Annotated in this window: 18 protein-coding genes; 11 read left to right on the top strand and 7 right to left on the bottom strand. The window is 66.9% G+C overall.

Features of this window, described 5'->3' with window-relative positions; translation table 11 throughout:
- Position 1: 1 nt before the first annotated feature.
- Genes ABQ137_RS12790 through creD form a run of 3 tightly spaced genes read right to left on the bottom strand, consistent with a single transcriptional unit; the run spans position 2 to position 2,398 of the window.
- Positions 2-652 (bottom strand): GNAT family N-acetyltransferase, encoded by a 651-nt coding sequence (locus ABQ137_RS12790; protein WP_349782972.1) that lies wholly within the window; start codon positions 650-652, stop codon positions 2-4.
- Complete coding sequence (locus tag ABQ137_RS12785; protein ID WP_349782724.1) at positions 649-1,071, bottom strand: hypothetical protein; 423 nt, start codon at positions 1,069-1,071, stop codon at positions 649-651. The genes ABQ137_RS12790 and ABQ137_RS12785 overlap by 4 nt, the downstream gene beginning before the upstream one ends.
- A gap of 7 nt (positions 1,072-1,078) precedes the next feature.
- Positions 1,079-2,398, bottom strand: a complete 1,320-nt coding sequence (gene creD, locus ABQ137_RS12780; protein ID WP_167763957.1) for a cell envelope integrity protein CreD — start codon at positions 2,396-2,398, stop codon at positions 1,079-1,081.
- Positions 2,399-2,831: 433 nt separating this feature from the next.
- Between creD and ABQ137_RS12775 the strand changes: the two genes are divergently transcribed.
- Positions 2,832-3,644 carry a C1 family peptidase gene (locus ABQ137_RS12775; protein ID WP_166770724.1) on the top strand — a complete coding sequence of 271 codons (813 nt, stop codon included), beginning with the start codon at positions 2,832-2,834 and terminating at the stop codon, positions 3,642-3,644.
- 262 nt (positions 3,645-3,906) lie between these two features.
- Here ABQ137_RS12775 and creC read toward each other — a convergent pair whose 3' ends face one another.
- A complete protein-coding gene (creC, locus tag ABQ137_RS12770) occupies positions 3,907-5,355 on the bottom strand; it encodes a two-component system sensor histidine kinase CreC (RefSeq protein ID WP_349782721.1) in 1,449 nt (482 codons plus the stop codon).
- Between the two features lie 48 nt (positions 5,356-5,403).
- Positions 5,404-6,108 carry a two-component system response regulator CreB gene (creB, locus tag ABQ137_RS12765; protein WP_349782719.1) on the bottom strand — a complete coding sequence of 235 codons (705 nt, stop codon included), beginning with the start codon at positions 6,106-6,108 and terminating at the stop codon, positions 5,404-5,406.
- Between the two features lie 34 nt (positions 6,109-6,142).
- Between creB and ABQ137_RS12760 the strand changes: the two genes are divergently transcribed.
- From ABQ137_RS12760 to ABQ137_RS12715, 10 genes are all read left to right on the top strand, one after another.
- Entirely contained in the window at positions 6,143-7,051 is a 909-nt protein-coding gene (locus ABQ137_RS12760) for a 23S rRNA (adenine(2030)-N(6))-methyltransferase RlmJ (protein ID WP_349782717.1), read from the top strand.
- A 192-nt stretch (positions 7,052-7,243) separates the two neighbouring features.
- A complete protein-coding gene (locus ABQ137_RS12755) occupies positions 7,244-7,786 on the top strand; it encodes a GNAT family N-acetyltransferase (RefSeq protein ID WP_039526258.1) in 543 nt (180 codons plus the stop codon).
- A gap of 570 nt (positions 7,787-8,356) precedes the next feature.
- Positions 8,357-11,827: a transcription-repair coupling factor gene (gene mfd, locus ABQ137_RS12750; protein ID WP_046343545.1), complete on the top strand. Its 3,471-nt coding sequence runs from the start codon at positions 8,357-8,359 to the stop codon at positions 11,825-11,827.
- Positions 11,828-12,331: 504 nt separating this feature from the next.
- Positions 12,332-12,661 carry an STAS domain-containing protein gene (locus ABQ137_RS12745; protein WP_016905011.1) on the top strand — a complete coding sequence of 110 codons (330 nt, stop codon included), beginning with the start codon at positions 12,332-12,334 and terminating at the stop codon, positions 12,659-12,661.
- 16 nt (positions 12,662-12,677) lie between these two features.
- Complete coding sequence (locus tag ABQ137_RS12740; protein ID WP_349782714.1) at positions 12,678-14,684, top strand: chemotaxis protein CheA; 2,007 nt, start codon at positions 12,678-12,680, stop codon at positions 14,682-14,684.
- 68 nt (positions 14,685-14,752) lie between these two features.
- Complete coding sequence (locus ABQ137_RS12735) at positions 14,753-16,909, top strand: methyl-accepting chemotaxis protein (RefSeq protein ID WP_349782712.1); 2,157 nt, start codon at positions 14,753-14,755, stop codon at positions 16,907-16,909.
- 10 nt (positions 16,910-16,919) lie between these two features.
- Positions 16,920-17,447, top strand: a complete 528-nt coding sequence (locus ABQ137_RS12730; protein WP_349782710.1) for a chemotaxis protein CheW — start codon at positions 16,920-16,922, stop codon at positions 17,445-17,447.
- A 28-nt stretch (positions 17,448-17,475) separates the two neighbouring features.
- Positions 17,476-18,759, top strand: coding sequence for an EAL domain-containing response regulator (locus tag ABQ137_RS12725; RefSeq protein ID WP_046343551.1), 1,284 nt, complete (start codon positions 17,476-17,478; stop codon positions 18,757-18,759).
- Between the two features lies 1 nt (position 18,760).
- The gene (locus ABQ137_RS12720) at positions 18,761-19,567 is read left to right on the top strand and encodes a CheR family methyltransferase (RefSeq protein ID WP_024939356.1); all 807 of its coding nucleotides are present in this window, start codon (positions 18,761-18,763) and stop codon (positions 19,565-19,567) included.
- Positions 19,564-20,691 carry a protein-glutamate methylesterase/protein-glutamine glutaminase gene (locus ABQ137_RS12715; RefSeq protein WP_349782970.1) on the top strand — a complete coding sequence of 376 codons (1,128 nt, stop codon included), beginning with the start codon at positions 19,564-19,566 and terminating at the stop codon, positions 20,689-20,691. The genes ABQ137_RS12720 and ABQ137_RS12715 overlap by 4 nt, the downstream gene beginning before the upstream one ends.
- A gap of 23 nt (positions 20,692-20,714) precedes the next feature.
- On the opposite strand, the gene ABQ137_RS12710 is transcribed toward ABQ137_RS12715, so the two are convergent.
- Entirely contained in the window at positions 20,715-22,277 is a 1,563-nt protein-coding gene (locus ABQ137_RS12710; RefSeq protein ID WP_349782708.1) for a phospholipase D family protein, read from the bottom strand.
- 151 nt (positions 22,278-22,428) lie between these two features.
- Complete coding sequence (locus ABQ137_RS12705; protein ID WP_226427218.1) at positions 22,429-24,528, bottom strand: M13 family metallopeptidase; 2,100 nt, start codon at positions 24,526-24,528, stop codon at positions 22,429-22,431.
- Between the last annotated feature and the right edge of the window lie 65 nt (positions 24,529-24,593).

Below are 24,593 nucleotides of genomic sequence, written 5' to 3'. Positions count from 1 at the left end.
GTCACGGCGGCAGTGGCCTCGTCCATACCCGCAGACTGTGGTCGATCTCGCCGTGTTGCAACTCTGTCCACGCCAATTGCACGCGCATGTCTGCTTGCGGTGCATAGCCACGCTTGCGCCAGAACACGTCGTTGGGTCGATGGTCGGCCGGCTTGCGCGGATCGTCTTCTGCGCGTTCCACCGCGCAGAACGCAGTGAGCGCGAAGCAGCCCAGTGCATGCGCATGCGCCTCGCGCTGGTCGAAAAATGCGTGGCCGATTCCCTGCCCGCGATAGTCCGGCAGCAGCACCGATTCGCCGAAATAGAACACGCTGGCCGGGTCGATGCCGGCTGCACGGAACGGCGCATGGAAGGCTTCGCTGTCGTCGAGCAGCGGCAGCCCGGTGGAGGCGCCGATCACCGCATCGCCATCGCGTGCCAGCACGAACACGCTGTCCGGCGAGGCCGCGTAGGCGGCCAGATAGCCGCGCTCGTAATCGGCATCGCCTTCGTACAGGTATGGCCAGGCACGGAACACCGCGATGCGCAGTTGCGCCACCGCAGCCAGATGCGGCAGCACCTGCGTGCCGCGCACCGTTTCAACGATCAGGGAGGAGCCGCTCATGCCGGCCATGGTAAGCCAGCCTGGCGCAGCTGCGCCGCCGTGCATCAGCGCAGCCAGCCGCCATTGCCCGGAGCCGCCGCAGCCGGCTGCTGCCACAGCAACCACACCGCCGCCTCCTCGCTGGCCAGCAGCACACCGAGCAGTGCATCGGTGCTGCGCGCCCAGTAGCTGCCGTTGCTCAATCGCTGCCACGGCCCGTAGCGGCGCGGACGCGCGGTGCCTGCCGCCGCGTCCTGCCGCTGCGCCGCCTGCAGGAAGCCGCTGCCGCCCAGGCGCAATGCCTGCGCGGTGCCTGCATGCAGCCGCAGGCCGATCACGCCGCGGCGTCCGTCGCGGCGCAAGGGCAAAGCCGACAACGGAGAAGCGTCCCAATACTGCGGCAGCGCTGCGGGAAGCAGCGCCACCGTGTCGATCCCGGCGGGCAGCAAACGCTGCGCCCGCCGGTGCAACTGTGCGTGCGTGCGCATGTCGGCCTCAGCGCAGGCTGTTGCCAAGCTCGTACCAGTCGAGCTTGCGGGTCACCCACATGATGCTGGCCAGGATGCCGAACAGCAGCAACGATCCCATCAGCAGCGAGTTGTCTTCGGAGATCAACAGGCTGTAGAGCACCCCGTACAACGCCGTGAGCATCGCCGAGAACCCGGCTGCACGCGCCCAGCTGCGCAACACCCCGGACAGATAGAAGAACTGCAGGCCGATACACGCCGCGGCAGATACCAGATACGCCTGCCAGAACGCGATGTGCTCGGACAGGCTCAGCAGCAGCAGGAAGAAGATCGCCAGCGCCAGACCCACCAGCAGGTACTGCAGCGGATGGATCGGCAGACGCTTGATCAACTCGAACAACACGAACGCCACAAAGGTCAGCACCACGAACAGGATGCCGTACTTGCTGGCCCGGTCGGCCTGGGTATACACGTCCACCGGATCGACCAGCCGCACCTCCAGCGTGTCCAGCGACGACTGGCTGGACTGCAGCTGGGTCTGTGCACCGGTGGCCAGCGACGACAACGACCAGCTCGCATCGAAACCGCGCGCACCGATCGTCGGCGCATTCGGCAGGAAGCGCCCGCCGAACAGCGGATGCGGCCAGGCCGAGCGCAGCGCGATGTCGTTGTTGTCGGCAATCGGTGCGATCGCCAGGCTGCGGGTGCCGTCCAGCACGAACGACATCTCCACCAGCTTGCCATCGCCCAGCGTGCCGGCCAGCGCATCGCCCAGCGGCTGCAGATCGGCATGGATACCGGCCGAGCGCCCCACCAGGCCGCCGGCCCCGCTCTCCAGCGGCAAGCTGCGGCCGTCCACCCGCAGGCTCGGCGTGCCGACCAGGCCGCGCACATCGGAAATGCCTACCGCCAGATGCGGCCGGCCATAGCGGCGACCGGCCACGGCCGGATACTCGAACGGGTCGAACTCGGCCTTGAGCCTGGCCTTCCACGAATACACCTGCACACGGAACAGGCCGATCTTGCGCTCGGACGGGGTCAGCTCGCCGCTCAGGGTGAGCGTGCGCGGGGTCTGCAGCAACTGGCCGTCGCGCTTGCGCCAGACCTTGCGCGGGTTGCCTTGCTCGTCCGGCTCGGTGACCTGTACGTCCTCGGTAAACGGCAGCACCCGCACCGGCGCGATGAACTGCTGCTCGCCGGCCTTGCTCTGCGCCACCCGCTCCACCGCCTCGTCACGATAACGCGCACGGTCCTGCACCGTGCCGCGGATCAGCAGCAATGGAATCAGCAGCAACAGGATCAATCCGCCAATGGTGGCGAAGCGCAACAACAGTTTCAGGGATTTCATCGACCTTCCTCAGTCTGGGAGGTCGCCAGGGTGCGTTGTGCCGGTGTCGCAGGTTTGAGGCGAATTTGAAGCGAATGTGAAGTGGGCGATCGGCAGGCTCGGCGGCCGGCACTGTGATCCCGTTAGGAAATGCAGGTTTTGCCCTGCAAAAATGCAACAGAGGCCCAGGACATGCTTCCGTTGCATCGCCAAGGCTTCGCATCACCGCCGCGCGCTTCGCCGCCAGGCGCAACGATGCCAGTGCAGTTGCGCATCACGGGGCCATTGCTTCTCGAGTCTGCGTTGATCACGGCGTTCCAGTTCCGTGGTTCCGCGGCATCCGCATTCAACGTTACGCGCCGCAGCGGCGGTGTCGCACACGCTTGCCCGCTTGCAGGCCGTGGTTCCACAAACGCGCACGACTGCATTCCTCTCTCGCCTGGAGTTTGCCTTCATGACCAAGCAACGTTCGCTCACGCTCTGCCTGCTCGCTGCCCTGAGCCTGTCCTCCGCCGCCGCACAGGCGGCAATGCACGGGATGGGCCTGAAACCCTCGTCATTGATGCAGCCGGTCACTCCGTTGTTCGGCATTGCCAGCGCCGCCAAACCCCTGCCCGCCACGGTCGACCTGACTGCCTGGGCAATTACCCCGGGCGACCAGGGCCAGGTGGGGTCGTGTGCGTCATGGGCAACCGCCCACACCCTGACCGGCTGGTATGCCAACGCCAACAAGCAGGCGCAAACCCGCTTCGCCCCGATGTATCTCTACAGCCAGGTCAACGGTGGCGTCGACGAAGGCTCCACGCTGGAAGCGCCGCTGGACGTCGCGCTGGCCCAAGGCATCGACACCGAGCAGCATTATTCGTGGGGCAACTACAACTGGAAGAACCCACCCACCGCTGCCGACCGCGCCAACGCCGCCAAGAACCGCACGCCGTACCGCAAGTACACCGTGCTGTACTCGGGCGACGGCAATGGCGGGCGGGCCCTGATCGAACAGATCAAACTCGCGCTGGCCTCGTCCACGCCGGTGGCGATCGGCTTCTATGTCAGGCAGGGGTTCGAAGACCTCACGCCAAAAAACCAGGTCGACTACGACACCAAGACGCCGATCCTGGGCGGGCACGCCGTGATCGCGCTGGGCTACGACAGCGAAGGGCTGCTCGTCGAAAACAGCTGGGGCACCGAGTGGGGCAACAAGGGCTTTGGCAAGCTGTCCTGGTCGGTGGTCGCCAAGGACGTCATCGGGGCCGACGTGGTGCACTGACACACAGCGGCTGCGCACGGTGAGGCGCGGCGGACACGGATGCGGCATGTGCCTGGCGCATGCCGCTTGCGTGCCACCGCGATGCCGCCGCCGTCGGCCGCAGGCCTGTGCACTGACGGCACGCAATGCGGTTCAGAGCCGCCGACACACCTGCTGCACAGCCGCCAGGCGGGCGCGGACGGCGCGCGGAATCGGCGCGTATCACTCGGTTGCTGGACCCACCTGACGACTGCTCGCTACGTTCTGCGGTTTGTAAGCGCACTTAGCCGATGGGCAGGCGCAGGGTCGCGATCGCGCCGCCACCCTCGCGGTTACCCAGCGTGACCTCGCCACCATGCAGGCGCGCGACTTCGCGTACGAACGGCAGGCCGAGGCCGGAGCTGCGCTGTCCGGTCTGCGGGCGGGCCAGCGAATAGAAACGCTCGAACACCCGTTCCAGTGCGTAGTCCGGCACGCCGCTGCCGCGGTCCTCGACCACCAGCTGCAGCTGTTCCTCCAGCACCTGCGTACGCAGCTGGATGGTGCTGCCCTGCGGTGAAAACGCGATGGCATTTTCCAGCAGGTTGATCAGCGCCTGGCGCAGCAGGAATCCATCGCCCAGCACGTACTGCCCGCGCGCGGTGTCGGATGCGGCATCGCGTTCCAGTAGCACGCCGGCCGCTGCCGCGCGCGGCAGCACGGCATCCACGGCCGCCTGCAGCAGTCCAGCCACCGCGATGCGCTCGCGCGTCTGCAGCCAGCCGTGCTGTTCCACCTCGGCCAGTGCGAGCAGCTTGTCGATGGTTTCGGTCAGGCGCAGCTCCTGCGCGCGGATGCTGGCGACAAAGTGCTGGCGATCGGCTTCCGGCAGTGGCTCGCTCAACAGTTCGGACGCACCCCGGATTGCCGCCAGCGGGCTCTTCATCTCATGCGTCAGCGACTGCACGTACTGCTCGACGTAGGCCTTGCCTTCCAGCTTGCGCCGCATGCTTTCCAGCGCCTGGCCCAGGTCGCCGATTTCATCGCCGCGCGGCTCCGGCGGCGGCACCGGCACGCCGGCGCTCACCGCCTGTGCGTAGCGATTGAGCCGGCCGATGCCGCGCATCAGCCACCAGGTCATCCAGATGCCGATCAGCGCGGAAATGCCGATCAGCCAGGCACCGCGCTGCAGGATGTTGCGCTGGCTGGCCTCGATGAACGGGTCGATGCTGCGATTGGGCTGCGCCAGCGTCAGCACGCCGATCAACTTGGCCGGGTCATTCGGCGCGTAGATCGGTGCGGCCACATGCATCACCGTGGCGGTCGGGTCGCCATCGACCTCGGGGCTGGAACGCGCGCCGTATTCGCCGCGCAAGGTGCGATAGACATCGTTCCAGCGCGAGTTGTCGCGGCCCACATCGCGGCCCAGCGAGTCGAACACCACCACGCCGCGCGCGTCGGTGACGGTGACGCGGTAGGCCACATCGTTCTTGCGGAACCGCCACACCCAGGCCTTGGGGTCGCGCCGCTGCGCCTGCGCCACGTTGCGCGCAAAGCTGCCGCTGGCGATGGTGCCGGCAGCCAGCTCGCTGCTGGCCATTTCCGCCAGCACATTGGCCGCGTCCACCAGCGTGGATTCCATCGCCTGGCGCACACCCGGCTTGACCTCGTTGACGAACACCCGCATCACGAAGAACGCGGCCAGCCCCACGATCAAGAAGAAGCCCAGAAACAGCTTGAGACCGAGCCGCATCTCAGGCCCCGGTCCGAAGAACACCACGACGCCTGCGCGCGGCCATGGCTATAGCTCCAGCGCGTAGCCGAGGCCACGGTGGGTGCGGATCGGGTCGGCCGGCACGCCGGCCTGGCGCAGCTTGCCGCGCAGCGTCTTGATATGGGTGTCCACGGTGCGGTCTGCGCTGTCGGCAGTGGCGTCCCAGCCGCGGTCCATCAGCTGCGCGCGGCTCAGGATCGCGCCGGGGCGCTGCAACAGCGCCGACAGCAGAGCGTACTCGTAGCGGGTCAGCGGCAGCAGTGCATCGCCGTAGCGGATGCGGCAGCCCTCGCGGTCGATCGCAAACGCGCCATGCGGCTGCCAGCCCGGCTCCGCCACGGCGGCCGCATGGCGACGACGCAGCCGCGCGCGCACCCGCGCCACCAGCTCGCGCGGGGAGAACGGCTTGGCCATGTAGTCGTCGGCGCCCAGTTCGAAGCCGAGCACGCGGTCGATCTCGTCGTTGCGCGCGGTCAGGAAGATCACCGGCACGTCGCTGAACCCGCGCAGCGTGCGGCACACCTCGAAGCCGTTGATATCCGGCAGGCCCACGTCCAGCACCACCACATCGGCCGGGTCGGCACGCAGGCGCGCCAATGCGTCACGGCCCAGCAGGCAGTGTTCGGGCGCATAGCCTTCGCTGCGCAGCGCGTACAGCACGGTATCGGCAATGGCGGCTTCGTCTTCGACGACGAGCACGCGGGCGGGGGACTCGGACATGGCGCGCAGCATAGCCGCATGCTGGCGCGGCCCGTACACTGCCGCGATGAACTATCGCCACGCCTTCCATGCCGGCAACCATGCCGACGTGCTCAAGCACATCGCCTTGCTGGCGCTGATCGACACCCTCAAGCGCAAGGACACGCCGTTCTTCGTGCTCGACACCCACGCCGGACGCGGGCGCTACCAGCTCGGCGGCGAGGAAAGCCGCAAGACCAACGAGGCCGATGCCGGGGTGATGCGGCTGATGGCCGAGTCGACCCTGCCCGAGGTGGTCGAACGCTATCTGCGCGCGGTACAGGCCGACAACCACACCGTCGCCCGCCAGGCCACGCCCGGCCAGAAGCCGGCGCGCCCCACCGCCGGCATCCAGATCAACCATTACCCCGGCTCGCCGTTGCTGGCGGCGCAGGCGCTGCGCGAACAGGACCGCATGGCGTTCTGCGAGTTGCAGCCGGAAGAGGCCGAGGCGCTCAAGCGCCTGTTCGCCAGGGACAGCCGCGTGCGCGTGCATGCCGGCGATGGCTACGAGGCGATTCGCGCCTTCGTGCCGCCGCGCGCGGGCGAGACCAAGATCGGCCGCGGGCTGGTGCTGATCGACCCGCCCTACGAGGCGCAGGAAGCCGAGTACCCGCAGGTCATCCATAGCGTGCGTGAGACGCTGGCGCGCTGGCCACAGGCGATCTGCATGGTGTGGTACCCGATCAAGCTGCGGCGCAGCCTGCAGCCGTTCATGCGCAAGGCGGCCACGCTGCCGGCCAAGTCGGTGCTGGTGGCCGAGCTGCAGGTGCGCCCGGACGACTCGCCGCTGCGCCTCACCGGTAGCGGGCTGCTGATCGTCAATGCGCCATGGCAGTTCGACCAGGTGCTGGCACCCGCGCTGCCGGTGCTGAAGCAGCACCTGGGCGAGGCAGGTGCCTCGACCCGGCTGGAGTGGCTGCGCCAGGACGCCTGAGTTGCCTGTACCGGGCGCCTGCTCGCGCTGGCGAACGCGGCTGCATACTCACGACTGGATCACGGTATCGCTCGGTACAGTGATCAGGGAAGCACTGCCACCCCCTGACGACCCCCAGCGGCGCACCGGATTCATTCACGGTTGTGCGCTGGGCGGGTGCCAGAATCTTCCGATCTTTAAGGAACACCGGTCATGGCCATTCGCAATCGCATGCCTCCCTGGCATGAAAACTTCAGTCTGCCCAATGGCCGCACACTCCTGCTCCGTCCGATCCGTCCCGAGGACGGTCCGCCGCTGCAGGGTGCTTTCAGCCTGTTGGGGCCGGAGGAAATCCGCGCGCGCTTCGTGCGTTCCTCCGCCGAAATCACCCCGGAGATGGTGCAGCGCCTGACCCATCCCAACCCCAAGAGCGAAATCGTGCTGGTGGCCGCCGAACAGTTGCCGCCGGGCGAGGCGCTGGTGGGCGCGGTGGCGCGTGCGGCACTGGTGCCGGGCACCCGCCAGGCCGAGTACACCATCCTGGTCAGCAGCTTCGTCGCCGGCCAGGGGCTGGGACGGCAGCTGATGCGCAAGCTGGTCAAGTGGGCACGGCGCAAATACCTGGATTGCCTGTTCGGCGACGTGCTGCAAAGCAATGTGCCGATGCTGCAGCTGGCCGAGTCGCTGGGCTTCAAGCCACAGCCGCATCCGGAGTCGCCGGAGTTGGTGCGGATGGTTCTCGAGCTGGATGCCTGAGGGGCTGGGATTCGGGATTCGGGATTCGGGATTCGGGATTCGGGATTCGGGATTCGGGATTGGGGATTGGGGATTGGGGATTGGGAGGGCCGCCGCGCCCTTGAGTCACCTGGCTTTGGTTGTTGATCTGTCGCTTGGCTGCAGGGCCCTTGCCCGCCCACCATCGCAGGACACGCCGCAAGTACGTCCTTGTAGGCTCTGGCGCGGCATCCATGCCGCTCAAGGTCCCGCGACGGTGAGCGGGCAAGGACCTGTCGAGATGGTCGGTGTGTATGGTTTCAACAAAACAACCGGCAACTGTCTGGTGCGGTGCCCTCACCGATTGCGGGACCGTGTGGCGGCATGGATGCCGCCACCGAGCCTCCACGGATGGATTCACGGCGTGTCCCGCGAGCGGTGAGGACGCCGCACCCCCGACTCACCTGGCTTTGGTTGTTGATCTGTCGGGATGGTCGGTATGTAGATGGCGAGAGCGCCGCACATCCGACCAAGGCGGCGCAGGTAGCCCGACGCCGGCTTTCACGCCGGATGGACCGGCCGTGGTGGGTGCTCTGATAAAATTGCCGGCTGATGCCGTCGCCAACCACCTTCCCCTCTCCGCCGCTGCCCAAGTCCGGCCAGCTCCGCGCCTATTGGCGCGCTCCGTCTTCGCCGACTGCGCTGGCCTGGTCGATCGCACGCGCCGCCGAGGCGCATGCCGGCCCGCTGCTGGTGATCGCCCGCGACAACCAGAGTGCGCATCAGATCGAGGCGGATCTGCATGCCTTGCTCGGCGAGCACGCGACGCTGCCGGTGGTGCCCTTTCCCGATTGGGAAACCCTGCCCTACGACCAGTTCAGCCCGCACCCGGAGATCATCAGCCAACGCCTGGCCGCACTGCATCGGCTGCCCGCACTGAGCCGTGGCGTGGTGATCGTGCCGGTGCAGACGCTGATGCAGCAATTGGCACCGCTGAGCTACATCGTCGGCGGCAGTTTCGATCTCAAGGTCGGCCAGCGGCTGGATCTGGATGCGGAAAAACGCCGCCTGGAAAGCGCCGGCTACCGCAACGTGCCGCAGGTGATGGACCCGGGCGATTTTGCAGTGCGCGGCGGCCTGCTCGACGTGTTCCCGATGGGCGAAGCCACGCCGTTGCGGATCGAGTTGCTGGACGAGGATATCGACTCGATCCGCGCCTTCGACCCGGAATCGCAGCGCTCGCTGGACAAGGTCGAGGCCGTCAAGCTGCTGCCCGGCCGCGAAGTGCCGATGGACGATGCCAGCGTGGAGCGTGTGCTGGCCTGCCTGCGCGAGCGTTTCGACGTGGACACCCGGCGCAGCGCGCTGTACCAGGATCTGAAATCGGGGCTGGCGCCGTCGGGGGTGGAGTATTACCTGCCGATGTTCTTCAGCAAGACCGCCACCTTGTTCGATTATCTGGACAAGCGCGTGCTGCCGCTGGTCGCCACCGGCGTTTCCAATGCGGCGGACACGTTCTGGGCGCAGGCGCAGGACCGCTACGAGCAACGCCGCCACGATGTGGAGCGCCCGTTGCTGACACCGGACGAGTTGTATCAGTCGCCGGACGCACTGCGCGAGCGGCTCAACAAGCTGGCGCGCATCGAAGTCTGGGCCAGCGACCATCCGCGCATCGACGAGGCCGCCGCGCTGGGCGACCAGCCGTTGCCGCCGCTGCCGGTGGCGGCAAAAGACGCCCCGGCCGGTCAGGCGCTGGCCTCGTTCCTGGACCATTACCCCGGCCGTGTGCTGGTGGCCGCCGATACCGCCGGCCGGCGCGAAGCCTTGATGGAAGTGCTGGCCGCCGCGCAGCTGAAGCCGGAGGTCGTCGCCGACCTGCCCGCCTTCCTGGCCGCGCCCAAGCTGCGCTTCGGTATCACCGTGGCGCCGCTGGAAGACGGCTTTGCGCTGGACGCCCCGCAGATTGCGGTGCTGACCGAGCGCCAGCTGTTTCCCGAGCGCGCCAACCAGCCGCGCCGCAGCCGCCGGGTCGGACGTGAGCCGGAAGCGATCATCCGCGATCTGGGCGAGCTGTCCGAAGGCGCGCCGATCGTGCACGAGGACCACGGTGTGGGCCGCTACCGCGGTCTGATCGTGCTCGACGCCGGCGGCATGCCCGGCGAGTTCCTGGAAATCGAATATGCCAAGGGCGACCGGCTGTATGTGCCGGTGGCGCAGTTGCATCTGATCAGCCGCTATTCCGGCGCATCGGCCGAGACCGCGCCGCTGCATTCGCTGGGCGGCGAGCAATGGACCAAGGCCAAGCGCAAGGCGGCCGAAAAGGTCCGCGACGTGGCGGCCGAACTGCTGGAAATCCAGGCCCGCCGACGCGCGCGTGCCGGCCTGGCGCTGCAGGTGGACCGGGCGATGTACGAGCCGTTCGCGGCCGGCTTTCCGTTCGAGGAAACCGGCGACCAGCTGGCGGCCATCGATGCGACGCTGCGCGATCTGGGCAGCAGCCAGCCGATGGACCGCGTGGTCTGCGGCGACGTCGGCTTCGGCAAGACCGAGGTGGCCGTGCGCGCCGCATTTGCCGCCGCCAGCGCCGGCAAGCAGGTCGCCGTGCTGGTGCCGACCACGCTGCTGGCCGAGCAGCATTACCGCAACTTCCGCGACCGCTTCGCCGATTACCCGATGAAGGTGGAAGTGCTGTCGCGCTTCAAGAGCACCAAGGAGATCAAGGCCGAGCTGGAGAAGGTCGCCAGCGGCGAGATCGACGTCATCATCGGCACGCACCGGCTGCTGCAGCCGGACGTCAAGTTCAAGGACCTGGGCCTGGTCGTGGTCGACGAAGAGCAGCGCTTCGGCGTGCGGCAGAAGGAAGCGCTCAAGGCGATGCGCGCCAACGTGCATCTGCTCACGCTCACCGCGACCCCCATCCCGCGCACGCTCAATATGGCCATGGCCGGGCTGCGCGACCTGTCGATCATCGCCACCCCGCCGCCGAACCGGCTGGCGGTGCAGACCTTCATCACCGCCTGGGACAACGCGCTGCTGCGCGAGGCTTTCCAGCGCGAGCTCAGTCGCGGCGGGCAGCTGTACTTCCTGCACAACGATGTGGAAAGCATCGTGCGCATGCAGCGCGAGCTGTCCGAACTGGTGCCGGAGGCGCGCATCGGTATCGCGCATGGGCAGATGCCCGAGCGCGAGCTGGAGCGGGTGATGCTCGACTTCCAGAAGCAGCGCTTCAATGTGCTGCTGTCGACCACGATCATCGAATCGGGCATCGACATCCCCAATGCCAACACCATCATCATCAACCGCGCCGACCGCTTCGGCCTGGCGCAGTTGCACCAGCTGCGCGGCCGCGTCGGCCGCTCGCATCACCGCGCCTATGCGTACCTGGTGGTGCCGGATCGTCGCTCGATGACCTCCGATGCGGAAAAGCGCCTGGAGGCGATCGCCTCCATGGACGAGCTCGGCGCCGGCTTCACCCTGGCCACCCACGATCTGGAGATCCGCGGTGCCGGCGAGCTGCTGGGCGAAGACCAGAGCGGGCAGATGGCCGAGGTCGGTTTCAGCCTGTACACCGAGCTGCTGGAGCGCGCGGTGCGCAGCATCCGCCAGGGCAAGCTGCCGGACCTGGATGCCGGCGAGGAGGTCCGCGGCGCCGAGGTCGAGCTGCATGTGGCCGCGCTGATTCCCGAGGATTACCTGCCCGACGTGCACACGCGCCTGACGCTGTACAAGCGCATCTCCAGCGCACGCGATGCCGATGCGCTGCGCGAATTGCAGGTGGAGATGATCGACCGCTTCGGCCTGCTGCCGGACCCGGTCAAGCACCTGTTCGCGATTGCCGAGCTCAAGCTGCAGGCCAATGCGCTGGGTGTGCGCAAGCTGGACCTGGGCGAGAACGGTGGCCGGCTGGTCTTCGAGGCAAAACCGGCGATCGACCCGGTCGCGGTGATCCAGATGATCCAGAAGCAGCCCAAGATCTACACCATGGACGGCCCGGACAAACTGCGCATCAAGCTGCCGCTGCCGGAAGGCGCGGACCGTTTCAACGCCGCACGCGGCCTGCTGACGATGCTCGCACCCAGGTAGAAACGCGCGCCGGGCGGTTGCGCCTGCTTTACGCAGCGTGCTGGACCGTGCAGGACGCAAGGATGCGTCGAGCGCGTCGCAGGCGGGGGCGCTGCGAATCCAAGCCGATGCGGCATTTTCACTAACGCCCAACGCCGCAGACGATGCCGGCGCGGTCCCATGTTGCCTGTTTCATGCGTGTTCCCCGCTGCGGTCACGCACATGCGCCCGACGCAGCGAGTGAAGAAGTCGGCTGAAAGGTAGTGCGGTGTCCTGCACGACTGTCCGGGACACCGGCTTCCTGAGTCTGCTTGCGACAAAGCTGAGCAGTTAATACGCGGGAAGTGATGGATTTCGCAAATCCGTCACCGCGGTGAATTTGGCCTAAATATTCCTGCCGCGCGCCGATACCTGCATGGACCGACGTGATCGCCGTGTGCAGAGCTGCCCATGCGACCCCGCGCCGGAGCGACCTTTTCCGCGTCAGGCACGCATCCGTGCGCCACCGCATCGCTTGAGGCATCCATGAACACGCCACTGTCCGATCTACCTGCGCCGCTGACGCTCGCCCTGGAAGGCGAGATGACCATCCGTCGCGCTGCCGAACTCAAGCCGCTGCTGCAGCCGGCCTTGCTGCATCCGGGCGGGTTGCACCTGGACCTGGGCGCGGTCAGCGAGATCGACACCACCGGCCTGCAGTTGCTGCTGGCGACCAAGCAGGCGATCCAGGCCGACGGCCGGCCGTTTTCGCTGACCGACTCCAGCCGCGCGGTGGTCGATGTGATCGAACTGCTCGGCCTGCTCGAAGCCTTGTATCCGCATGCGGTTGCGGGTATCGGCGAACGCATTCACTAAGGGACCGGCAACGCGTATGGATATGAACCAGCTGATGCAGACCTTCCTGGCCGAGAGCCGGGACCTGCTCGAAGACATGGAACGTCACCTGCTCGAAGCCGAGCGTGGCGAGTCCTCGCCGGATGCGGTCAACGCGATCTTCCGTGCGGCGCACACCATCAAGGGCTCGGGCGGCCTGTTCGATCTGCCGCAGCTGGTCGGCTTCACCCATGTCGTGGAAAGCGTGCTGGACCTGGTGCGCGACGACGCGCTGACGCTGAGCTCGGAACTGATCGCGCTGCTGCTGGTGTGCTGCGACCATATCCATGCCCTGGTGGAAACCGCCGCCGACCCCGCTCACGCCGATGCCGACGCACTGGCGGCAGAGGCCGACCCCCTGCTGGCACAACTGCAGACCTACCTGCAGGCCAGCGCATGCGGTGTCACCGCCTCCGCCATCCAGCACAGCACCCCGGAAAAACAGAGCGGTTACTGGCGCATCACGCTGAAACTGTTCGCCGACGCGCTGCGCTACGGCAACTCGCCGCTCAAGCTGATCCGCAACCTGCGCGGGCTGGGCTCGGTCGAGTCGATCAGCACCGACGTCAGCCAGCTGCCGAGCTTCGAAGCGCTCGATCCGGAAGCCAATTACCTGGGCTTCCAGATCCTGCTGCGCAGCGATGCCGACCGTGCCGCGATCGAGGACGTGTTCGAGTTCGTGCGCGAAGACTGCGACCTGGAGATCCTCTCGGTGCCGGCACCGATGGACGCCAGCGCCGTGCCTGCCAGCGAGCCGGTCGTGGCTGCCGCGCCGGTGGTCGGCACGCTGGCTGCCGTGCCGGCCGCAGCGCCGGCACGCGCGCCGCAGGACACCGGCGCACGCAGCCCCGACGCGCGCTCGATCCGCGTCGATGCCGACAAGCTCGATCGCATGATCGATCTGGTCGGCGAACTCATCATCGCGGTGGCCGGCACCAATGCCAACGCACAGCGCACCGGCGACGCGCAGTTGCTGGAATCGGCCTCGATCCTGGCCGGCCTGGTGGAAGAGGTGCGCGAAAGCGCCCTGCAACTGCGCATGGTCAAGATCGGCGGCACCTTCAGCCGCTTCCAGCGCGTGGTGCACGATGTGGCGCGCGAACTCGGCAAGGACATCGCGCTGGTGGTGGCCGGCGAGGACACCGAGCTGGACAAGTCGGTGGTGGAAAAGATCGGCGACCCGCTCACCCATCTGGTGCGCAACGCCATGGACCACGGCATCGAGCCGGCAGACGTGCGCGTGGCGCGCGGCAAGCCCGCACGCGGCACCGTTGGTCTCAACGCGTATCACGACTCCGGCAGCATCGTCATCCAGATCACCGACGACGGCGGCGGCCTGAACCGCGACCGCATCCTGGCCAAGGCACTGGAACGCGGTCTGATCGAGCCGGGCCGCCAGCTCAGCGACCGCGAGGTGTTCGCGATGATCTTCGAGCCGGGGTTCTCCACCGCCGAAAAGGTCACCAACCTGTCCGGGCGCGGCGTCGGCATGGACGTGGTCAAGCGCAACATCACCGCGTTGCGCGGCACCGTGGAGATCGACAGCAGCGCCGGCGTGGGCACCACCATCTCGGTGCGGTTGCCGCTGACGCTGGCCATCATCAACGGCTTCCAGGTCGGCGTCGGCAAGTCGGTGTTCGTGGTGCCGCTGGACGTGGTGGAGGAATGCGTGGAGTTCACCCCTGACTACGCCAGCGACTACATCGACCTGCGTGGCAGCGTGCTGCCGTATGTGCGCCTGCGCGAACTGTTCGCGCTTGGCGGCAGGACGCCGGCGCGCGAAAGCATCGTGGTGATCCGCCAGGGCGCCCAGCGCTTCGGCCTGGTCGTGGACACCTTGCTGGGCGAATGGCAGACCGTGATCAAGCCGTTGTCCAAGGTCTTCGCGCAGGTCAAGGGCATCAGTGGCTCGAGCATCCTGGGCAGCGGCGATGTCGCGCTGATTCTCGATGTGCCCAGCCTGCTGCAGCAATTGCATCCAAACCAGGACGCCCTGGCGGCCTGAGTCACCACACCAGCACTCCCCACATCGCCGCGTCATTCGTTGTTCCCTGAGCCCAGGAAGCTGCCGCCATGTCACACCGTCTCCCGATCGCCACGCAGTTGTGGTTCACCGCCGTCCTCGCCCTCGCCTTGCCCGTCGTGGTGGTGGTCGCCGGCTTTGCGCTGACGCTGTCGCACGGCGCCCTGCTCGCCGCCAGCGTCCTGGCCGCGCTCGTCAGCGGCGCGTTGCTGTTCCATGCGATCCGCATCGCAACCGGCTCGCTGCAGCTTGCCACCACCACGCTGGATGCCTTCGCGCGCGGCAACTTCGCCGTTGCCTTGCCGCAGCTGCGCGATGAGCAGGCCTGCGAGGTGCTGCGTGCGCTGCGCCAGGTGCAAGGCAACATCGCCCACGTCAACGAGGAGATCAACCGCGTTTCGCAGGAACACGATGCCGGCGAGATCGATGCACGCATCGACGTGGCGCGTTTCGACGGCGACTTCCGCGCCATGGGCGAAGGCATCAACCGCATGGTCGCCAGCCACATCGCGGTCAAGAAGCAGGCCATGGCGTGCGTGGCCGAGTTCGGCCGCGGCAACTTCTCCGCCGAGCTGGAACGCCTGCCGGGCAAGAAGGCCTTCATCAACGAGATCGTCGAGCAGATCCGCGGCAACCTCACCGGCATGGTCGCCGAGGTCAACCGCATGGCGGCCGAGCACGACGCCGGCGATATCGACGTGGTCATCGACAGCCAGCGTTTCAGCGGCGATTTCCGTCGCATGGCCGAAGGCATCAATGCGATGGTGGCCAGCCACATCGCGGTCAAGAAGCAGGCCATCGCCTGCGTGGCCGAATTCGGCCGCGGCAACTTCACCGCGCAGCTGCCGTTGCTGCCGGGCAAGAAGCGCTTCATCAACGAAACCCTGGAACAGGTGCGCGGTAACCTCACCGGCCTGATCGCCGAGATCAACCACATGTCGGCCGAGCACGAGGCCGGCGACATCGACGTGGTGATCGACAGCAGTCGCTTCGACGGCGATTTCCGCAGCATGGCCACCGGCATCAACCAGATGGTGGGCGCGCATATCGCGGTCAAGAAACTGGCGATGGGCGTGGTGGCCGAATTCGGCCGCGGCAACTTCGAGGCACCGCTGGCGCAGTTGCCTGGCAAGAAGGCCTTCATCAACGACACCGTGGAGCGTGCGCGCGGCAACCTGCGCAGCATTTCCGAAGTGATCCAGGTGATGGGCGCAATGGCCGACGGCGATCTCACCCACACCGTGGAAGGCCGCTACGAAGGCGCGTTCGCCGACATGCAGCGCTACGTCAACACCACCATGAGCCGGCTGACCGAGATCGTCGATGAGGTCAACCGCAACGCCGAGAACCTGGCCAGCGCCTCCGAACAGGTCAGCGCCACCGCGCAGGCGCTGGCCCAGGCCGCCAGCGAACAGGCTGCCGGCGTGGAAGAGACCAGCGCCTCGCTGGAACAGATGACCGCCTCCATCGCGCAGAACACCGAGAACGCGCGCGTCACCGACAGCATGGCCGCCAAAGCCGCCAGCGAAGCGGCCGACGGCGGCGACACCGTGCGCGCCACCGTGGTGGCGATGAAGGACATCGCCAAGAAGATCGGCATCATTGACGACATCGCCTACCAGACCAATCTGCTGGCGCTCAATGCCGCCATCGAGGCCGCGCGTGCCGGCGAACACGGCAAGGGCTTTGCGGTGGTGGCGGCGGAAGTGCGCAAGCTGGCCGAGCGCAGCCAGATCGCCGCGCAGGAGATCGGCGAGGTGGCCGGCTCCAGCGTGGACCTGGCCGAAAGCGCCGGCCGCGTGCTCGGCGAGATGGTGCCCTCGATCCGCCGCACCTCCGACCTGGTGCAGGAAATCGCCGCCGCCTCCGAGGAACAGACCGCTGGCGTCAGCCAGATCAACACCGCCGTCGGCCAGTTGAACCAGACCACGCAGTCGGCCGCGGCCAATGCCGAAGAGCTGGCCGCCACCTCGGAGGAAATGAGCGCACAGGCCGAACAGCTGCAGCAGTTGATGGGCTTCTTCCGGCTCGGCAACGGCTCGCGTGCGGCGGCGTCGACCAGCAGCAAGCCTGGCCCGCGCCGGATCGCAACGCATGGCAGCAGCACCGCGGTCAGCGCACCGCCGCGTCGCAGCAACGTGCGCCAGATCAGCGCGGTGGCGACCACCGCCGATGCGATCGACGAATCGCAGTTCGCCAGCTTCTGAGGAAACGACGATGCAACCGCACAGCGCAGCCATCACCACCACACGCACCGTTGCGCCGTCATCGACGGCACCGCAGCAATACCTGACCTTTCTGCTGGGCACGGAGATGTTCGGCCTGGGCATCCTCGGCATCAAGGAAATCATCGAATACCGCGCCCCCACCGACGTGCCGATGATGCCGCCGGCGCTGCGTGGCGTGATCAACCTGCGCGGCGCGGTGGTGCCGGTGGTGGATCTGCAGCAACGCTTCGGCCGCAATGCCAGCGCGATCACCAAGCGCAGTTGCATCGTGATCGTGGAAATCGCCCATGACCAGACGCATCAGGTGCTCGGCCTGCTGGTGGACGCGGTGAGCGAAGTGCTGGAGATCGCACCCGACGCCATCGCCGGCGCGCCCAGTTTTGGCGCCGGCATCGCACGCGAGTGCATCCATGCGATGGCCAGGATCGGCGAACGCTTCGTGATCCTGCTCGACGCCGACGCGGTGCTGGGCAACGACGCACTCGCCCAGCTGCCTGTCGCCGAGCTGGCAGCCTGACATGTCCAGCATGCACGCAAGGACTCCCATGCGCCCCACCCTTCTCTCCTGCAGCTGCGCGCTGGACGGCCCCGTGTTGGTCGTCGACGACAGCGTGGTCCAGCGCGAACACGCGATGGCGCTGTGCCGCCAGCTCGGCGCCGTCGCGGTCGATGGCGCGGTCGACGGCCACGCCGCGCTGGCCTGGCTGGGCAGTGCGATTTCACCATCGCTGCTGCTGATCGATCTGGAAATGCCGGGCATGGACGGCGTGCAGCTGCTCGATGCGCTGGCACGCGGCAAATACAGCGTGCCGGTGGTGGTGGTCTCGCAGCGCGGCGGCGCCCTGATCGATGCGGTGATGCAGCTCAGCCGCAGCGCCGGCGTGCGCGTGCTCGGCGGCATCGAAAAGCCGATGCATCTGCAGGACCTGGCCAACGTGCTGGAGTGCGAACCGGGACTGGCCACGAACGCGCCTGCGTTTGCACAGCCGGCGATATCGCCGCTGATGTCCAGCGGTGGCGCGGCGGCATCGCGGCTGGACCGGGCCATGCGCCGCGGCGAAATCCGCGTGGCCTACCAACCCAAACTCGATCTCAGGGATGGTCGCCTGCGCGGTGTGGAAGCACTCGCGCGCTGGCGCCGCCCGCAAGGCGACATGATCGGGCCGGAGCGCTTCATTCCGCTGGCCGAACGCGAAGGTCTGATCCATGCCTTGACCCAGCAGGTGATCGACCTGGCGGTCGCCCAGCTGGTGGACTGGCGCGCAGAAGGCTTCGAGCTGAGCCTGGCCTTGAACCTGTCGCCCAACCTGCTCAGTGAGCAGGGCTTTCTCGAACAACTGTGCGGCAAGCTGGGCGACAACGGCCTCAGCCCTGCCGATCTGGTGCTGGAACTCACCGAGAGCGCCATCGTCGAGCCGGCCAATGCCCTGAGCATGCTGGCGCGCCTGCGCCTGCATGGCTTCGGCCTGTCGATCGACGACTACGGCACGGGGTTTTCCTCGCTGCAGCGCCTGGCCAGCATTCCCTTCACCGAACTCAAGCTCGATCGCAGCTTCGTGCATGCCGCCCATCGCAGCCGCAGCCAGCGCACCGTGCTCGAATCCACGCTGGAACTGGCGCACCGGCTCGACCTCACCGCCGTGGCCGAAGGGGTGGAGACCCCGGACGACTGGCGCCTGCTGCGCGAGCTGGGCTGCGACCTGGCGCAAGGCTACCTGATGGGCTCGCCGATGCCCGGGCCGATGCTGTCGGAATGGTGGCGCGAACACGCCGTGCGCATCGCCCGCCTGTGCGGCAACGCGCTGCCCAGCGATGCGGATGTCGCCTGACATGAGCACGTCCACCGCCATCACCGAACAGGAATTCGGCCGCTTCCAGCGCTTCATCTTCGAAGCGGCCGGCATCAGCATTTCCTCGGGCAAGAAGGCCATGTTGTGCGGCCGCCTGGGCAAGCGCCTGCGCGAACACCAGTTCAGCAATTACACGCAGTACCTGCAGTTGCTGGAAAGCCGCCAGGACCGCGCCGAGATCCAGACCGCGATCGATCTGCTGACCACCAACGAAACCTACTTCTTCCGCGAGCCCAAGCACTTCGAGCTGCTGCGCAAGCTGGCCGGCGAACATCGCGGCGGCCTGCCGTTCCGCTGCTGGAGCGCGGCCAGCTCCAGCGGCGAAGAGGCCTACAGCATGGCGATGGTGCTGGACGACGCCTTGCAGGGGCGGCCGTTCGAAGTGGTTGGCAGCGACATCAGTACCCGCGTGCTGGCCAAGGCGCGCACCGGGCACTACGCGCTGCAACGTATCGACGGCATTCCGCAGGCGTATCTCAAGCGCTATTGCCTGCGTGGTCAGGGCGAATACGATGGCACCTTGCTGGTGGAGCGCCGCCTGCGCGACCGGGTCAAGTTCGTGCATGCCAACCTCAACACGGCCCTGCCGATGCTGGGCAGCTTCGATGCGATCTTCCTGCGCAATGTGATGATCTATTTCAATGGCCAGACCAAGCGCGAGGTCATCCTGCGCGTGCTGTCCAACCTCAAGTCGGGCGGATATTTCTGCATCGGTCATTCGGAAAGCCTGAGCGAACTCGACATCGATCTGGTCCAGGTGGCACCCTCGATCTTCCGCAAGGCCTGAGCCAAGGATCCGCCGTGTCGATAGCCCTCAACCGCCCTGCCGCCAGCCCTAGTTCCATCAAGGCCATGGTCGTCGACGACTCGGCGGTGGTGCGCCAGGTGCTGGTGGGCGTACTCAACGACGCGGCCGACATCGAGGTCATCGCCACCGCGGCCGACCCGTTGCTGGCGATCGAGAAGATGCGCAAGCAATGGCCGGACGTGATCGTGCTGGATGTGGAAATGCCGCGCATGGACGGCATCACCTTCCTGCGCAAGATCATGAGCGAGCGCCCCACCCCGGTGGTGATCTGTTCGACGCTCACCGAAAAAGGCGCACGCGTCACCATGGACGCCCTGGCCGCCGGTGCGGTGGCCGTGGTGACCAAGCCGCGACTGGGGCTCAAGCAGTTCCTCACCGACTCGGCCGAGGAACTGGTCAATACGGTGCGCAGCGCCGCACGCGCCAACGTCAAACGGCTGGCCGCGCGGGTTGCCGCAGCGCCGCTGGAAGCGGAGGTCAAGCACACCGCCGATGTGATCCTGCCGGCGCAAAGCGGGCGCGCGCTGGCGCAGACCACCGAGCGTATCGTCGCCATCGGCACCTCCACCGGCGGTACCCAGGCGCTGGAAGAAGTGCTGACCGCCTTGCCGCGCGTCTGCCCCGGCATCGTGATCGTGCAGCACATGCCGGAGAAATTCACCGCCGCCTTCGCCGCGCGCCTCAACGGCCTGTGCCAGATCGCAGTGAAGGAAGCGGCCAACAACGACCGGGTGATGCCGGGCCGCGCACTGATCGCGCCCGGTGGCAAGCATCTGCTGCTGCGCCGCAGTGGCGCGCAATACTTTGTCGAAGTGATGGAAGGCCCGCCGGTCAACCGGCATCGGCCGTCGGTGGATGTGCTGTTCCGCTCGGCCGCACGTGCGGCCGGCAGCAATGCGCTGGGCATCATCATGACCGGCATGGGGGACGACGGCGCAGCCGGGCTGCTGGAAATGCGTCAGGCCGGCGCGCGCACGGTGGCGCAGGACGAGCACACCAGCATCGTATTCGGCATGCCCAAGGAAGCGATCAAACGCGGCGGCGCCGACCGCATCCTGCCGCTGGGCGCGATGGCGCGCGAGATCGTGACACAGCTGCAGTAGCGCACTGCACGCGCGCAGCGCAACTACAACTGCGACTCCAGCGGCAACCAGCCCATCACCGTCGCCGCGCCACGCCGCCACACACTGGCTGCGGGCTCCTGCGACCACACCTCGGGCGGTTGCGCCGCATCGTCGTGCCAGCGCAACTCTCCCTGCTCCAGGGTCACGCGGTAACTCACCGGCGCACCGATCTTGCGGTTGTAGACCTGTTCCAGTTGCGCGGCCACTGCGCGATCGTTGAACAGCAGGCCCATCTCGGTATTGAGGTTCATCGAGCGCGGATCCAGATTGAACGAGCCGATGAAGCCGCTGCTGTCGTCCACCACGAAAGCCTTGGTGTGCAGGCTGGCCCCGCTGGACCCGAACAGGCTGCCGTCCGGCTTGCCCATCGGCTTGAGCTCGTACAGGCGCACGCCCTGGGTGAGCAAGGGCACGCGGTAACCGGCATAGCCGCTGTGGACGGCAACCACGTCGTTTGCCGCCAGCGAATTGGTCAACACGCTGACGCGCACATTGCGCCGGCGCAACTGGCCGATCCAGCGCATGCCTTCCTCGCCCGGCACGAAGTACGGCGAGATCACCTTCAGCTCGCGCTGCGCGCGCGCCATCTCGCCGATCAGGATTGGCGTCATCCAGTCGGCCTGCGGTGGTGCGCCTTCGGCCTTTTCCGGCGGGTCGGAGACGATGCGCGCCTGCTCCAGCCAGTGCACCTGGCGCTGGCCCTGCGTCAGGGCCTGCACGCTCGGCGACTGGCGCAGCCGCTCCACGTAGGGATGCGCGCGTGCCGATGCCAGGCCGGCGTCCAGACTGCCGCGCAACGCGTCCAGTGCCTGCGGCCGTGCGGTCACCAGCGCGGCCAGCGGCAAGGCGTTGGGGCTGTTCCAGTACGCATCGAAGACCTGCTCGGCCTGGCCCACGGCCGGCCCCATCAATGCCGCATCCATGTCCATGAAGTTGGTGTCGCGCGCCGCATCGAAATACTCGTCGCCGACATTGCGGCCACCCACCACCGCCATCCGGCCATCGGCAATCCAGGCCTTGTTGTGCATGCGCCGATTGATGCTGAACATGCGCAGCACCATCTCCACGCCGCGCATCAGCGTGCCTTCGCGCGCACGGGTGGGATTGAACAGCCGGATCTCGATCAGCGGGTGGCTGTCCAGCGCCGCCAGCACTGAATCGCTGCCGTGGATGTTCATGTCGTCCAGCAGCAGGCGCACGCGCACGCCGCGATCGGCCGCATGCAGCAGCTCGTTGTGCAGCAGGTTGCCGGTGAAGTCCGCATGCCAGATGTAGTACTGCAGATCCAGGCTGCGCCCGGCCGCACGCGCGGTGAGCGCGCGCACCGCAAACGCGTCGACGTTGTCGGGCAGGATCACCATGCCGGTCTGGCCGGCATGTGCCTGCTGCAGCGGCGCGACGACCCGATCGATCGGCGTGGCGATCGCCGTGGCAGGCAGCGCATGGCTCACCGCACCGCGCTGACGATCGGCAAAGCGTCCGTAGCCGTACAACGACAGCACGCTGCCCAGCACCAGGATCAGCACACCGATCGCGATCGCCTTGAAGATCTTTCGCCTTGTCACTGCCGCTCCCTGCCATTCGGAGCGCGGCAGTCTAGACGTTACGCAGGCAGCCCGATGTGCAGACGCAGCCGCAAGCAGGCTCTACAAAGCCGCTAAAACGCGGCAACTGCAGCACACGCGGTCGCAACCGCGCGTGCTGCAGTTGCGCCGATCACCAGATTGCAACGCGTTGCTTGTCCCCACGCACCATCGCATCACCGGGCTTGCACTGGAATGCCTGCGCGAATGCCGGCATGTTGGACGGCGCGCCATTGGCGCGGAAATTGGCCGGCGCATGCGGATCGGTGTTCAGGCGCACGCGCAGTTCGCCGTCGGTGAAGTTGCGGCGCCACACCGTGGCCCAGTTCATGAAGAAGCGCTGGTCCTGTGTATAACCGTCGATATCCTTGCCGGCGTCGGGTTGTTCCTGCAACGCCATCTGCAGCGCGTCGTAGGCCACGGTGAGACCGCCCAGGTCGCCGATGTTCTCGCCCAGGGTCAGCTTGCCTTTGACATGTACGCCGGGAATCGCCTCATAGCCGTCGAACTGCGCCACCAGCTGATCGGTGCGCTGGGTGAACAGCTTGCGGTCCGCATCGGTCCACCAGGTATCGAAGTTGCCCTTGGCATCGAACTGGCTGCCCGAGTCGTCGTAGCCATGCATCATCTCGTGCCCGATCACCGCGCCGATACCGCCGTAGTTCAACGCCGGGTCGGCCTTGGGATCGAAGAATGGCGGCTGCAGGATCGCCGCCGGAAACACGATCTCGTTGCGCGTGGCGTTGTAGTACGCATTGACCGTCTGCGGGGTCATATGCCACTCGCGCTTGTCGACCGGCTTGCCGATCTTGTCCAGCATGTAGCGGTAGTTGAACGCCTGCGCGGCCTGCATGTTGGCCAGGAAGCCATCGCCACGGGTTTCCAGGCCCGACCAGTCGCGCCATTGGTCTGGGTAGCCGATCTTGGGCGTGAAGCTGGCCCACTTCTCCAGCGCGCGCTGCTTGGTTTCCGCGCTCATCCAGTCGAGTTTTTCCAGCCGCGCCTTGAGCGCCGCCGAGAGGTTCTGCACCAGTTGCTGCATCTGCTGCTTGGACTCGGCCGGGAACGCGGACTGCACGTACAACTGGCCCAGGGCCTCGCCCATCGCCTCGTTGACCGCGTTCAAGGTGCGCTTCCAGCGCGGCAGCATGTCCTGCTGGCCACGCAGCGTCTTGGCATAGAAATCGAAATTGGCCTGCTCGAACGGTTTGGCCAGATACGGCGCTGCCTCATCCACGCTGTGGAAACGCAGGTAGGCCTTCCAGGTGTCCACCGGCGTGTCGGCCAGCATCGCATCGAGCTCGGCGAAGTAACCCGGCTGGCTCAGCGAGAAGGTCCCGGCCGGCACCTTGAGCGCGCTGAAGAACGCCTGCCAGTCGAAATGCGGCGTGACCGCATTGGCGCCGGCCACATCGACCGGGTTGTAGCGCTTGGCCGGGTCGCGCAGTTCGATGCGCGACAGCGAGGCATTGGCCAGGCGCGTTTCGAACGCCATCACCGCCTTGGCCTGGGTTGCCGCCTGCGCTGGCGCAACGCCGGACAATTCCAGCACGCGCGCGATGTAGGCCACGTACTGCTCACGGATCTTGGCCTGCGCCGGATCGGTGTAATAGCCCTTTTCCGGCAGTCCCAGACCGCCCTGGCCCGCGTAGGCGATCATCTGTTCGGAATTCTTGTAGTCGGCATTGGCGCCAAACGAGAACACGAAGCCCTGGCCCTTGGCATAGCTGTCGCGCAACCACGCGGCGATGGACGGCGCATCGGTCAGCGCATCGATCGCCTTCAGCTGCGGCTGCAGCGGCGTGATGCCGGCCTTGTCGATCGCCGCTTCGTCCGAGCCGGTGCGCCACAGGTCGGCGATCTTGGCATCCACCGAGCCGGCCGACAGGTTGCCGCGCGCCAGTTGCTCCACCAGCGCGTGCTGGATGGTCAGCGAACGCTCGGCCAGCACTTCGAAACTGCCCCAGCTGGTGCGGTCCGATGGCACCGGATTGGCCTTGAGCCACTTGGCGTTGACGAAGCCGTTGAGGTCCTGGCACGCGTTGATGGCCGGATCCAGATCGTTGATGCCGAAGGCCACGATCGGTGCATCGAGCTTGGACACATCCACCCTGGTCGGTGCGGCCGGCGTTGCGGCCGGTGCCGGCTTGGCGCTGTCGTCGGAACTGCCGCACGCCGCGAGCGTCACCGCGATGGCCACCGCAAGCGACAGTGGCGCGAATTTGCTCAACATCTTTCCATTCTCCAAGGCAGACGACCGCGTCGGACGCAGTCAAAAAAGTAGGCAATCAGCGCAGA

The sequence above is a fragment of the Xanthomonas sp. WHRI 8393 genome, from assembly GCF_040203315.1.
GTDB classification, from domain to species: domain Bacteria; phylum Pseudomonadota; class Gammaproteobacteria; order Xanthomonadales; family Xanthomonadaceae; genus Xanthomonas; species Xanthomonas arboricola.
The sequence above is the reverse complement of the archived record's forward strand: the minus strand, read 5'-3'. Positions and strand labels throughout refer to the sequence as shown.

Bases quoted from the DNA above. Each gene is read 5' to 3' on its own strand.
- ABQ137_RS12735 (WP_349782712.1), top strand. From the start codon at position 14,753: ATGTCACACCGTCTCCCGATCGCCACGCAGTTGTGGTTCACCGCCGTC.
- creC (WP_349782721.1), bottom strand. From the start codon at position 5,355: ATGCGGCTCGGTCTCAAGCTGTTTCTGGGCTTCTTCTTGATCGTGGGG.
- ABQ137_RS12740 (WP_349782714.1), top strand. From the start codon at position 12,678: ATGGATATGAACCAGCTGATGCAGACCTTCCTGGCCGAGAGCCGGGAC.
- creB (WP_349782719.1), bottom strand. From the start codon at position 6,108: ATGCTGCGCGCCATGTCCGAGTCCCCCGCCCGCGTGCTCGTCGTCGAA.
- ABQ137_RS12755 (WP_039526258.1), top strand. From the start codon at position 7,244: ATGGCCATTCGCAATCGCATGCCTCCCTGGCATGAAAACTTCAGTCTG.
- ABQ137_RS12725 (WP_046343551.1), top strand. From the start codon at position 17,476: ATGCGCCCCACCCTTCTCTCCTGCAGCTGCGCGCTGGACGGCCCCGTG.
- ABQ137_RS12775 (WP_166770724.1), top strand. From the start codon at position 2,832: ATGACCAAGCAACGTTCGCTCACGCTCTGCCTGCTCGCTGCCCTGAGC.
- ABQ137_RS12720 (WP_024939356.1), top strand. From the start codon at position 18,761: ATGAGCACGTCCACCGCCATCACCGAACAGGAATTCGGCCGCTTCCAG.
- ABQ137_RS12745 (WP_016905011.1), top strand. From the start codon at position 12,332: ATGAACACGCCACTGTCCGATCTACCTGCGCCGCTGACGCTCGCCCTG.
- creD (WP_167763957.1), bottom strand. From the start codon at position 2,398: ATGAAATCCCTGAAACTGTTGTTGCGCTTCGCCACCATTGGCGGATTG.
- ABQ137_RS12705 (WP_226427218.1), bottom strand. From the start codon at position 24,528: ATGTTGAGCAAATTCGCGCCACTGTCGCTTGCGGTGGCCATCGCGGTG.
- ABQ137_RS12760 (WP_349782717.1), top strand. From the start codon at position 6,143: ATGAACTATCGCCACGCCTTCCATGCCGGCAACCATGCCGACGTGCTC.
- ABQ137_RS12785 (WP_349782724.1), bottom strand. From the start codon at position 1,071: ATGCGCACGCACGCACAGTTGCACCGGCGGGCGCAGCGTTTGCTGCCC.
- ABQ137_RS12730 (WP_349782710.1), top strand. From the start codon at position 16,920: ATGCAACCGCACAGCGCAGCCATCACCACCACACGCACCGTTGCGCCG.
- mfd (WP_046343545.1), top strand. From the start codon at position 8,357: ATGCCGTCGCCAACCACCTTCCCCTCTCCGCCGCTGCCCAAGTCCGGC.